An 11,940-nucleotide genomic window follows, 5' to 3' on the forward strand; every position below is an offset into this window, starting at 1 on the left:
GTCTGGAGGCGTACCGGCCCCGCGCCGCCGCTCGTGCGCCCGGGGGCTTGTGCGGTCCGGGGCCCTGGTGTCAGCTGCTCACGCCTGGCGGCGGACCTCGACCATCCGGAAGCGGTTGGCCACGAAGGCTCCGTCGCACAGGGCGGCGTTGGCCGCCGGGTTGCCGCCGGAGCCGTGGAAGTCGGAGAACGCCGCCGTCTGGTTCACATAGACGCCGCCGGTGAGGTTCAGCGACAGCTGGGCGGACTCCTCCAGACAGACCTCCTCCACCGCCCGCTCGGTCTCCGCCGACGTGGTGTAGGCGCCGACCGTCATGGCGCCCTTCTCCCGGACCGTGCGGCGCAGCAGGTCCAGCGCGTCGGCGGTCGAGTCCACCGCCACCGCGAAGGAGACCGGGCCGAAGCACTCGGAGAGGAAGGGCACCTCGTCCTCGCCGCTCTCCCAGACCTTCCGCGCGCCGTCCAGCTTGACGATCACCGGCGTCCGCACCGCGGCGTCCGGGAAGTCGGGGTGGGCCACCTCGCGCGAGGCCAGGGCCACTTCGCCCAGGCCGCCGGCCGCTTCGAGACGGCCCCGGACGTCCGGGTTGACCAGGGCGCCGAGCAGGGCGTTCGCCCGGTCGTCGTCGCCCAGCAGCTTTCCGACAGCGGTGGCGAGATCGGCTACCACCTCGTCGTACGACCGGGGGCCCGCGTCCGTGTCGACGCCGTCGCGCGGGATCAGCAGATTCTGCGGGGTGGTGCACATCTGGCCGCTGTAGAGGGAGAGCGAGAAGGCGAGGTTGCCCAGCATGCCCCGGTAGTCGTCGGTGGAGTCGATCACCACGGTGTTGACGCCGGCCTTCTCGGTGTAGACCTGCGCCTGGCGGGCGTTGGCCTCCAGCCAGTCACCGAAGGCGGTGGAGCCGGTGTAGTCGATGATGCGGATCTCGGGCCGGACGGCCAGCGTCTTGGCGATGCCCTCGCCCGGCCGCTCGGCGGCCAGCGCGACCAGGTTCGGGTCGAAGCCGGCCTCGGTGAGCACCTCGCGGGCGGCCCGGACGGTGAGCGCCAGCGGGAGCACGGCGCGCGGATGCGGTTTGACCAGCACCGCGTTTCCCGTGGCGAGGGAGGCGAAGAGGCCCGGGTAGCCGTTCCAGGTGGGGAAGGTGTTGCAGCCGATCAGCAGGGCGACGCCCCGGCCGACCGGGGTGAACGTCTTCCGCAGTGCCAGCGGGTCCCGCTTGCCCTGCGGCTTGGACCAGTCGGCCGAGCCCGGCACCCGGACCTGCTCGGCGTACGCGTACGCCACGGCCTCCAGGCCCCGGTCCTGGGCGTGCGGGCCGCCCGCCTGGAACGCCATCATGAACGCCTGTCCGCTGGTGTGCATGACGGCGTGCGCGAACTCATGGGTCCGGCCGCTGATCCGGGCCAGGATCTCCAGACAGACCAGTGCCCTGGTCTCCGGGCCCGCGTCCCGCCAGGCGCCGAGCCCGGCGCGCATGGCGGGGAGCAGCACGTCCGGGTCGGCGTGCGGATACTCCACGCCCAGCTCGGGGCCGTATGGCGAGACCTCGCCGCCCACCCAGCCGTCGGTGCCCGGCTGCTCCAGCTCGAAGCGGCCGCCGAGCACCGCCCGGTGCGCGGCGAGGCCGTCGGCGGCGCTCAGCGAGCCGTCCTCGCCGTACGCCTTGGGGTGCTCCGGGTGCGGGGACCAGTAGGCCCGCGTACGGATCGCTTCGAGTGCCTGATCCAGCGTGGCGCGGTGCCTCTCGGTCAGGTGGTCGGTGGTGAGCTGCGCGGCGGCCATGACGGACCAACTCCTCGGCGAGCTGGGCAGGGACGTGCGGACAGGGATAGAGTAACCGAACGGTCGGTCGGGACAAGGGGGTCTCCCGGGCCTGTGGAAAACTCATCGGGGAGGATCACTGCCATGACCGAGACCGAGACCACCGAGCCCAGCCGGCCCGAGGACCTGGGCGGGGCGGGCGGACGGGCCGGAGCCGTCGGGCGTCACCGGACCGTCGCCGTGGTGGGCACCGGCACCATGGGCCGGGGCATCGCCCAGGTCGCGCTGCTCGCGGGCCACCCCGTCCGCCTCCACGACACCGCCCCCGGCCGCGCCGAACAGGCGGCGGCGGACGTGCTGGCGCGGCTGGACCGGCTGGCCGCCAAGGGCCGGCTGACCCCGGCGGAGCGGGACGCGGCCGCCGCCCGGCTGCACGCGGCCGGGGCGCTCACCGAGCTGGCGGACGCGGCCCTGGTGATCGAGGCGGTCGTGGAGGACCTGGCGGTGAAGCAGCGGCTCTTCGCGGAGCTGGAGACGATCGTTCAGGACGATTGTCTGCTCGCCACCAACACCTCCTCCCTCTCCGTCACCGCGATCGCCGGCGCGCTGCGGCTCCCCGGCCGGTTCGCCGGGCTGCACTTCTTCAACCCGGCGCCGCTGCTGCCGCTGGTCGAGGTGGTCAGCGGCTTCGCCACCGACGAGGCCGCCGCCGACCTCGCGTACGCCACCGTCCTGACCTGGGGGAAGACACCGGTGCGCTGCGCCGACACCCCCGGCTTCCTCGTCAACCGCCTCGCCCGGCCGTTCTACGCCGAGGCGCTCCGGCTGTACGAGGAGCGCGCGGCCGACCCGGCCACCATCGACGCCGTCCTGCGGGAGAGCGGCGGCTTCCGGATGGGCCCGTTCGAGCTGACCGACCTGATCGGCCAGGACGTCAACGAGGCCGTCACCCGGTCGGTGTGGGAGGCGTTCCACCAGGACCCCCGCTTCACCCCCTCGCTCGCCCAGCGGCGGCTGGTCGAGTCCGGCCGGCTGGGCCGCAAGTCGGGCCGGGGCTGGTTCGCGTACGCCACCGACGGCACCGGTGACGCCGGGGGCACCGGCGGCACGGCCGGTACGGGCGCCGGGCCGCGCACCGAGGCGCCCGCCGCGCCGCCCGCGTCGGTCACCGTCCACGGCGAGCTGTACCACGCCGCCGTGCTGGCCGACCTGATCGCGGAGGCGGGCATTCCGGTCGAGCGCGGCGACGCGGCGGTGGCCGGCCATCCGGGCTGGATCGAGCTGCCCGGCGGCGTCCGGCTCTTCGCCGCCGACGGCACGGCGGCGGACGACGCCGAGATGCCGGTCGTCCACTTCGATCTGGCCCTGGACTACCGGGCGGCCGGCCGGATCGCCCTCGCCCCGGCCGCGAGCGTCCCGGCGGAGGCCCTGACCGCCGCCGTCGGGCTCTTCCAGGCCCTCGGCAAGCGGGTCAGCGTCATCGCGGACGTGCCCGGCATGATCGTCTGCCGGACGGTGGCGATGCTGGTGGACTTCGCGCTCGACGCCGTGGCGCGGGGCGTGGCGGACCCGGCGGACGTCGACACCGCGATGCGGCTCGGCGTCAACTACCCGCGCGGGCCGCTCGCCTGGGGCGGGGAACTGGGCGCCGAGTGGGTGCTGAACGCCCTGTCGGCGCTGCACGAGGAGTACCCCACCGGGCGGTACGCCCCCTCCCAGGCGCTCCGCCGCCGGGCCGCGGCCGAGGAGGCCGGGCGCGTGGAGCCCGCAGGGGCCGCCGGGGCCGGGGACCGGGACGGGGAGCGGAACGACCGGGAAGGGGCCGGCTCATGACCACCGCCAGGCGCGACACCTACACCCCCGAGACGCTGCTCTCGGTCGCCGTGCAGGTCTTCAACGAACGCGGTTACGACGGCACCTCCATGGAGCATCTCTCCAAGGCGGCGGGGATCTCCAAGTCCTCGATCTACCACCATGTGACCGGCAAGGAGGAGCTGCTGCGGCGGGCGGTGAGCCGGGCGCTCGACGGCCTCTTCGGCATCCTGGACGAGCCCGGGGCGAACCGCGGCCGGGCCATCGAGCGGGTCGAGCACGTCACCCGCCGCACCGTCGCCGTCCTGATGGACGAGCTCCCCTATGTGACGCTGCTGCTGCGGGTCCGGGGCAACACCCGGACCGAGCGGTGGGCCCTGGAGCGCCGCCGCGAGTTCGACCACCGGGTCGCGGACCTGCTGAAGGCGGCGGCGGCCGACGGCGACCTCCGTACGGACGTGGACATACGGCTGGCCACCCGGCTGCTCTTCGGGATGGTCAACTCGCTGGTCGAGTGGTACCGCCCGCTGCCGGGCGGCGCGGGCGACCGCGAGCAGGTGGTGGACACCGTGGTCCGGCTCGCCTTCGACGGGCTGCGCACGGGGCACTGAGGGGCCGCCGGGCCGGGGCGGGGCCGGGCGCTTTCGTGCCCGGCGTACGTACGCGGTCCGCGCTCACGACGCGCCGGACGCGGGCTCCTCGGCGGGCGGCGAGGCGGCCGGGGCCGGCGAGCGCCGGTCGATGTCTGTCTCCTCGAAGACCAGCAGAGTGCGGGTGGACAGCACCTCCGGAATGGCCTGGATCCTGGTCAGCACCAGCTCGCGCAACGTCCGGTTGTCCGGCGTGTGCACCAGCAGCAGTACGTCGAAATCGCCGCTGACCAGCGCGATGTGCGCCGCGCCCGGCAGCGCCTGGAGCTGCTCCCGCACGCTCCGCCAGGAGTTCTGCACGATCTTGAGCGTGATGTACGCGGAGGCGCCCTGCCCCGCCCGCTCATGGTTGATCCGCGCCCCGAAGCCCCGGATCACCCCGTCCTCCACCAGCCGGTTTATCCGGGCGTAGGCGTTGGCCCGGGAGACGTGCACCCGGTCCGCCACCGAGCGGATCGAGGCCCGCCCGTCGGTCCGGAGAATACGGAGGATGTCCCGGTCGACCGCGTCCAGCGGGCGGGGCGCCGGCTCCGGGGTGTCCGCGTCCGGCGGGCGGAGCTCCGGGTCCCGGGCGTCCGCGTCCAGGGGGCGGAGCTCCGGTTCCCGGCCGCTCCCCTCGGGCTCCGGCTCGCGGCTCGCGGCCATTTGTTCAGCTGCCATGTGCCCCCGCCTTTCCGCCATGGACGACCTGTTCTCATCCCATGCTGTGGAGAACCGTTTGTCCACAGGCTGGAGGTGCCTGTAGCCAAATTGCCTCCCTGACCGAACAATCGGTAGGTGAGACGCGCCACACTCGCGCCGTCTCCGGGTCGCGTGCCCGCGTCCCCCGGGCTCCGTGCCCGCGTCGTTCCCGGGCCCCGTGCCCGTCTCGCACGAGGAGGTGCTCCCATGACGGTCCAAGAGCTGCCCGGTGCGGCCTCGTACCGGCCCACCCCGCCCCCGGCGTGGAAGCCGCGCACCGACCCCGCCCCGCTGCTCCCCGACCCCGAGCCGTACCGGGTGCTCGGCACCGGCGCGGTGGACGGGTTCGCGCCGGAGCTGCTCCGCCGGCTCCACGCCGAGCTGGTGCGCGGCCGGCGGTACAACGCGCAGGCCACCGCCCTCACCAAGCAGGGCCGGCTGGCGGTGTACCCGTCCAGCACCGGCCAGGAGGCGTGCCAGGTGGCCGCCGCGCTGGTGCTGGAGGAGCGGGACTGGCTCTTCCCGTCGTACCGGGACACCCTCGCGGCCGTGGTGCGCGGGCTCGATCCGGCGGCGGCGCTCACCCTGCTGCGCGGCGACTGGCACACCGGCTACGACCCGCGCGAGCACCGGATCGCCCCCCTCTGCACGCCCCTCGCCACCCAGCTGCCGCACGCGGTGGGCCTGGCGCACGCCGCCCGGCTCAAGGGCGACGACGTGGTGGCGCTCGCCCTGGTGGGGGACGGCGGCACCAGCGAGGGCGACTTCCACGAGGCGCTGAACTTCGCGGCCGTCTGGCAGGCGCCGGTGGTCTTCCTGGTGCAGAACAACGGCTTCGCCATCTCCGTGCCGCTCGCCAAGCAGACGGCCGCCCCGTCCCTGGCGCACAAGGCCGTCGGGTACGGCATGCCGGGCCGGCTGGTCGACGGCAACGACGCCCCGGCCGTGCACCAGGTGCTCGGCGAGGCGATGGCCCGGGCCCGGCGCGGCGGCGGCCCGACGCTGGTGGAGGCCGTCACCTACCGGATCGACGCCCACACCAACGCCGACGACGCCACCCGGTACCGGGGCGACACCGAGGTGGCGGCCTGGCGCGACCACGACCCGGTCCGGATCCTGGAGCGCGAGCTGACCGGGCGCGGCCTGCTCGACGAGGCCGGGATACGAGCGGCCGCCGAGGAGGCCGAGGCGATGGCCGCGCGGCTGCGCGAGCGGATGAACGCCGACGCCGTCCTCGTCCCCGACGACCTCTTCACCCAGGTGTACGCGGAGCCGACCCCGCAGCTGCGGGCGCAGGCGGAGCAGCTGCGCGCCGAACTGGCGGCGGAAGTGGAAGGGGACACCCGATGAGCGGGGCGACGAGCCGGGCGACGGGCGGGACGACCGCCACGGCGGTGAAGCCGGACCGCGCCGCCAGACCGGCGACCATGGCCCAGGCGCTCCAGCGCGCCATGCGGGACGCCATGGCCGAGGACCCGGCGGTCCATGTCCTCGGGGAGGACGTCGGCACGCTCGGCGGTGTCTTCCGGGTCACCGACGGCCTCGCCAAGGAGTTCGGCGAGGACCGCTGCACGGACACCCCGCTCGCCGAGGCGGGCATCCTGGGCACCGCCGTCGGCATGGCGATGTACGGGCTGCGACCGGTGGTGGAGATGCAGTTCGACGCCTTCGCCTATCCGGCGTTCGAACAGCTCATCAGCCATGTCTCCCGGATGCGCAACCGCACCCGGGGCGCCATGCCGCTGCCGCTGGTCGTCCGGGTGCCGTACGGCGGCGGCATCGGCGGGGTCGAGCACCACAGCGACTCGTCCGAGGCGTACTACATGGCGACTCCGGGGCTCCATGTCGTCACGCCCGCCACCGTCGAGGACGCCTACGGGCTGCTGCGCGCCGCCATCGCCTCCGACGACCCGGTGGTCTTCCTGGAGCCCAAGCGGCTGTACTGGTCGAAGTCCGACTGGTCGCCCGAGGCCCCGGCGGCGGTCGAGCCGATAGGGCGCGCGGTGGTCCGCCGGACCGGCCGCAGCGCCACCCTGATCACCTACGGTCCGTCGGTCCCGGTCTGTCTGGAGGCCGCCGAGGCCGCCCGGGCCGAGGGCTGGGAGCTGGAGGTCGTGGATCTGCGGTCGCTGGTGCCCTTCGACGACGAGACGGTCTGCGCGTCGGTACGGCGCACCGGGCGCGCGGTGGTCGTCCATGAGTCCACCGGCTTCGGCGGCCCGGGCGGGGAGATCGCCGCCCGGATCACCGAGCAGTGCTTCCATCACCTGGAGGCACCGGTGCTGCGGGTCGCCGGCTTCGACATCCCCTACCCGCCGCCGATGCTGGAGCGGCACCATCTGCCCGGTGTCGACCGGGTGCTGGACGCGGTCGCCCGGCTCCAGTGGGAGGCGGAGAACTGATGCCCCAGGTGCTGGAGTTCAAGCTGCCGGACCTCGGTGAGGGCCTGACCGAGGCGGAGATCGTGCGGTGGCTGGTGGCCGTCGGCGACGTGGTGGCCGTGGACCAGCCGGTGGTGGAGGTCGAGACGGCCAAGGCCATGGTGGAGGTGCCCTGCCCGTACGGCGGTGTGGTCACCGCCCGGTTCGGTGAGGAGGGCAGCGAACTCCCGGTCGGTGCCCCGCTGCTGACGGTCGCGGTCGGCGCGGCGGCGGCCCCGGGCGACGCCCCGGGAGCGGACGCGGCCGGCGCCGCCGGAGCCCCCGCCCCGGAGCCGGCCACCGGGGCGGCGCACGAGGGCTCGGGGAATGTGCTCGTCGGGTACGGCACCGCCGCGCCCGCCGCCCGCAGGCGCCGGATCCGCTCCGGCGGCGGTACGGGCCTGCTGGGCACCGCCGCGCCGGACACGGCTCCGCTGGACGGAGCGCCCGCGACCGGCGCCCCGGGCACCGGTGGCGGGGACGCTTCCGGGCCGAACGCCCGGATACCGGCGGACCGGCCGCCCGCGGTGACCGGGCCGGACGCCGTGGCGGGGCCGTACTCCGACGCGGGGCCGGGTGCGCTGCCGGAGGCGGACGCCACGGCCGGGACCGGCGCCGGGCCGGGGACGACCGGGGGCGGTACGGCCCTGCCGGACGGACCGGTTCCGGTGATCTCGCCGCTGGTGCGGAAGCTGGCCCGGGAGGGCGGGATCGATCTGCGCCGGCTGCGCGGCTCGGGGCGGGACGGCCTGATCCTGCGCGCGGACGTGGAGCGGGCGGTTGCCGTCGGGGCCGTCGCCGCCGGGGCGGTCGCCGCGCCGGAGACCCGGGCGGCTCCCCGCGCCCGGCCGGCCCCGGAGACCGGCGCCCGGCCCGCCGTGGCGGCCACCGCCGCCGGAGAGCGGGTGCCGCTGCGGGGCGTACGGGGTGCGGTGGCGGACAAGCTCTCCCGCAGCCGGCGCGAGATCCCCGACGCCACCTGCTGGGTCGACGCCGACGCCACCGAGCTGATGGCCGCCCGTGCCGCCATGAACGCGGCCGGCGGCCCGAAGATCTCGGTGCTGGCGCTGCTGGCCCGGGTCTGCACGGCGGGTCTGGCCCGCTTCCCCGAGCTCAACGCCACGGTGGACACCGAGGCGCGGGAGATCGTGCGGCTGCCCGGGGTGCATCTCGGGTTCGCCGCCCAGACCGACCGGGGCCTGGTGGTACCGGTGGTGAAGGACGCGCACGGGCGCTCGGCCGAGTCGCTGACGGCCGAGTTCGCCCGGCTGACCGAGGCGGCGCGCACCGGGGCCCTCACCCCGGCGGACCTCACCGGCGGGACGTTCACGCTCAACAACTACGGGGTGTTCGGGGTGGACGGCTCCACGCCGATCATCAACCACCCGGAGGCGGCGATGCTCGGGGTGGGGCGGATCGTCCCCAAGCCGTGGGTGCACCGGGGCGAACTGGCGGTACGTCAGGTCGTCCAGCTGTCACTGACCTTCGACCACCGGGTCTGCGACGGCGGCACGGCGGGCGGCTTCCTGCGGTATGTGGCGGACTGTGTGGAGCAACCCGCGGTACTGCTGCGGACCCTGTAGCCGGGCGTCCGGCCGGCGGAGCGTCCGCCGCCCGGGCGGCGCGGGCCGCGACCGGCCGGCGCCGGGCGCCCGCCGGTCCGCTCGGCGCCGGTGAACGGCTTCGCGGTGGGGGCCCGCCGGTCCGCCGACTGGTCGGCCGGCGGCCGCTCGGGCCCGCCGGGCCACTGGCCGGGCTCTTTCGTTACGGGGCCCACGGGCCCGGTGGCCCGCCGGCCCTTCGCCGGACGGCGGCTCCGGGGACCGGGACGGGTCGACGGGCCCGCCGCCGGGGCCGGTTGGCGTGCGGCGGCGGATGTCCGTGCCGTGCCGTCGGCAGCGCGCCATCGGCGGCCGGCGACTCGTTACCGGCGAGCGGCGGGGACGGCCTGGGGCTGCCCGCCGGACGATGCGCTTCGGGCCGGGTGGCTGCCGGCCCGGCCCGGGTGGCTGCCGGGCCGCCTGCCTCTCGCGGGGCGGGAGTTCCGCCGGCCGGGGGGCCGGGCGGGGCTCGCGGGGGCGGCTCGGCGGAGTGCCCGGGCGGTGCGGGGGTGCCCGGGGGGTGGGGTGGGCGGCGCACCATACTGGTGGGGTGACCCGTTTCGACGTCGTCGTGCTCGCCGGGGGTGCCGCCAAGCGGCTGGGCGGAGCGGACAAGCCAGGGCTGAGCGTGGGCGGGCGCGTCCTCCTCGACCGCGTGCTGGGGGCGTGCCGTGCCGCCGGCCGCACCGTGGTGGTGGGCGCCCGGCGGCCCACGGCCCACCCGGTGCGCTGGGCCCGTGAGGAGCCGCCCGGCGGCGGGCCGCTCCCCGCGCTGGCCGCCGGGGTACGGCAGGTCGAGGCGGACGCGGTCGTGGTGCTCGGCGGTGATCTGCCGTTCCTCACGGCCTCCTCGGTACGGCGGCTGACGGAGGCACTGGCCGCGGCGGGGGACGCCGAGGCGGTGCTCTCGGTCGACCCCGGGGGCCGGGACCAGCCCCTGGTGGCGGTGTACCGCACCGAGCCGCTCCGGCGTGAACTCGCCCTGCTGGCCACCGAGTACGGGGCGCTCGCCGGGCTGCCGCTGCGGCTGCTGGTGGCGGAGCTGGCGGTGGCGCGGACGGGGCTGGATCCGGCGGCCACCTTCGACTGCGACACCTGGGAGGACCTGGCGAACGCCCGTGCGCGCATCAGGGAGCATGGGCATGTGCTGGATGAATGGATCACCGCGGTCAAGGACGAGCTCGGCATCGAGCTGGACGTCGACACCACCGGACTGCTCGACCTGGCCCGGGACGCCGCCCACGGGGTGGCCCGGCCGGCCGCGCCGCTGACCACCTTCCTGGTCGGGTACGCGGCGGGGCGGGCGAGCGGCGACGGGCCCGAGGCGGTCGCGGAAGCCACCCGGAAGGCCGTCGCCCTGGCTCGGCGCTGGGCCGATGAGACGGCGGACGGCGGCGGGACGGCGGACGGCGGCCGCCCCGACGGTACCGGTGACGGCCGGCCCGGTGGCCCCGGCGACGGTCCGGGCCGCCCGGGTGGCGGTCCGGCATGACCGGCCAGGATCCCGCTCCCGGCCCCTACGGCCCCGACAGCACCGACGGCTTCGACGAGGCGCTCGCCCTGCTCGGGCCGCCGCCCCACGCCCGGTCCGGCGGCGCCCGGGCCGGGACCGGCGGGCACTCCGGCCCGGCCGGCCACCAGGCGCACCGCTCCGAAGATCCGGTCGGCGCCGCCCCCGGGGACGAGGACGACCGGGCCCGGTACACCCCGACCCGGGCCGGGGCGGCCGCCGGCGACCACCCGGCGCCCCCGGCCACGCCCGCCGGCCGGTCAGGGGAGCACCGGGCCACCGCCTGGGAGGCCGCCCGGGCCACCGCCGAGCGGGCCGGGCACCGGGCCCGGGCGGCACGGCCCCCGCGCACCCTGCGCCTTCCGCTCACCGAGGCGCTGGGGCACACCCTGGCGGAGCCGCTGACCGCGCTCACCGATCTGCCCCCGTTCGACACCTCCGCCATGGACGGCTGGGCGGTCGCCGGACCCGGGCCCTGGACGATCCACGAGGACACCGCCGTGCTCGCCGGGCACGCCGCCCGGGAGGCCCTGCCGGACGGCGAGGCGGTGCGCATCGCCACCGGCGCCCGGGTACCGCCGGACGCCACCGCCGTGATCCGCGGTGAGCACGCCCGCGCCGACGCGGCCGGCCGGCTGTACGCCCGGCGGCCGGTGGTGCACGGCCAGGACATCCGGCCGCGCGGCCAGGAGTGCCGTACCGGCGACCGGCTGCTGCCCGCCACGGCCGAGGTGACGCCCGCCGTGCTGGGGCTCGCGGCGGCGGCCGGGTACGACGAGCTGACCGTGGCCGCGCGCCCCCGGGTGGCGGTGCTGGTGCTGGGCGACGAGCTGCTCACCGAGGGGCTTCCGCACGACGGACTGGTCCGGGACGCGCTCGGCCCCATGCTCGCCCCCTGGCTGCGCGCGCTGGGGGCGGAGGTCACCGCCGTGCGCCGGGTGACGGACGACGCGGACGCCCTCCGGGCGGCGATCACGGGCGCCGAGGCCGAACTGGTCCTCACCACCGGGGGCACCGCAGCGGGGCCGGTCGACCACCTCCACTCGGTGCTGGACCGGGCCGGGGCCGAACCGTTGGTGGACGGGGTGAAGGCGCGCCCCGGCCACCCCATGCTGCTCGCCCGGCTCGCGCCGGACCGTCACCTGGTGGGGCTGCCGGGCAACCCGCTGGCGGCCGTCTCCGGGCTGCTCACCCTCGCCGCCCCGCTGCTGCGGGCCCTCACCGGCCGGCCGGCCCCGGAGCCGTACTGGCTGCCGGTCCGGGAGGAACTGCCGGGGCATCCGTACGACGTCCGGCTGGTGCCGGTCGTCCGGCGCTCCGGATGGGCCGAGCCGCTGCGGTTCCGGGGGCCCGCGATGCTGCGCGGGGTCGCCGCCGCCGACGGGCTCGCCGTCGTCCCGATCGATGGCGCCCGCGCGGGCGAGCCACTGGAGATTCTCGCCCTGCCCTGGTCGGGCCCCACCGAAGGGTGTTTCACGTGAAACTTCCCGGCCATGACG

9 protein-coding genes are annotated in these 11,940 nt (G+C 76.3%); 7 read left to right on the forward strand and 2 right to left on the reverse strand.

The window, feature by feature from the left end; all coding sequences use genetic code 11:
* Positions 1 to 78 precede the first annotated feature (78 nt).
* Positions 79 to 1,788, reverse strand: coding sequence for a phenylacetic acid degradation protein PaaN (gene paaN, locus NX801_RS06195; protein WP_258786013.1), 1,710 nt, complete (start codon positions 1,786 to 1,788; stop codon positions 79 to 81).
* 123 nt (positions 1,789 to 1,911) lie between these two features.
* Here paaN and NX801_RS06200 point away from each other — a divergent pair, with 123 nt between their 5' ends.
* Entirely contained in the window at positions 1,912 to 3,600 is a 1,689-nt protein-coding gene (locus tag NX801_RS06200) for a 3-hydroxyacyl-CoA dehydrogenase (RefSeq protein WP_258786014.1), read from the forward strand.
* Entirely contained in the window at positions 3,597 to 4,190 is a 594-nt protein-coding gene (locus tag NX801_RS06205; RefSeq protein ID WP_258786015.1) for a TetR/AcrR family transcriptional regulator, read from the forward strand. Before NX801_RS06200 ends, NX801_RS06205 begins: the two co-directional genes overlap by 4 nt.
* A gap of 63 nt (positions 4,191 to 4,253) precedes the next feature.
* Here NX801_RS06205 and NX801_RS30700 read toward each other — a convergent pair whose 3' ends face one another.
* Positions 4,254 to 4,889 (reverse strand): Lrp/AsnC family transcriptional regulator, encoded by a 636-nt coding sequence (locus NX801_RS30700; protein ID WP_309505789.1) that lies wholly within the window; start codon positions 4,887 to 4,889, stop codon positions 4,254 to 4,256.
* Positions 4,890 to 5,117: 228 nt separating this feature from the next.
* On the opposite strand from NX801_RS30700, the gene NX801_RS06225 reads away from it, so the two are divergent.
* The 5 genes from NX801_RS06225 to NX801_RS06245 all read left to right on the forward strand — a co-directional run bounded on the left by NX801_RS06225 (position 5,118) and on the right by NX801_RS06245 (position 11,922).
* On the forward strand, positions 5,118 to 6,260 hold the full coding sequence (locus NX801_RS06225; RefSeq protein ID WP_258786016.1) for a thiamine pyrophosphate-dependent dehydrogenase E1 component subunit alpha: 1,143 nt from the start codon (positions 5,118 to 5,120) through the stop codon (positions 6,258 to 6,260).
* A gap of 77 nt (positions 6,261 to 6,337) precedes the next feature.
* Complete coding sequence (locus NX801_RS06230; protein ID WP_258786122.1) at positions 6,338 to 7,312, forward strand: alpha-ketoacid dehydrogenase subunit beta; 975 nt, start codon at positions 6,338 to 6,340, stop codon at positions 7,310 to 7,312.
* On the forward strand, positions 7,312 to 8,913 hold the full coding sequence (locus NX801_RS06235) for a dihydrolipoamide acetyltransferase family protein (protein ID WP_258786017.1): 1,602 nt from the start codon (positions 7,312 to 7,314) through the stop codon (positions 8,911 to 8,913). Before NX801_RS06230 ends, NX801_RS06235 begins: the two co-directional genes overlap by 1 nt.
* Before the next feature lie 568 nt (positions 8,914 to 9,481).
* Complete coding sequence (locus NX801_RS06240; RefSeq protein ID WP_258786018.1) at positions 9,482 to 10,423, forward strand: molybdenum cofactor guanylyltransferase; 942 nt, start codon at positions 9,482 to 9,484, stop codon at positions 10,421 to 10,423.
* Positions 10,420 to 11,922: a molybdopterin molybdotransferase MoeA gene (locus tag NX801_RS06245; RefSeq protein WP_258786019.1), complete on the forward strand. Its 1,503-nt coding sequence runs from the start codon at positions 10,420 to 10,422 to the stop codon at positions 11,920 to 11,922. The genes NX801_RS06240 and NX801_RS06245 overlap by 4 nt, the downstream gene beginning before the upstream one ends.
* The last annotated feature ends 18 nt before the right edge of the window (positions 11,923 to 11,940 follow it).

This window comes from Streptomyces pyxinae (genome assembly GCF_024756275.1).
GTDB lineage: Bacteria > Actinomycetota > Actinomycetes > Streptomycetales > Streptomycetaceae > Streptomyces > Streptomyces pyxinae.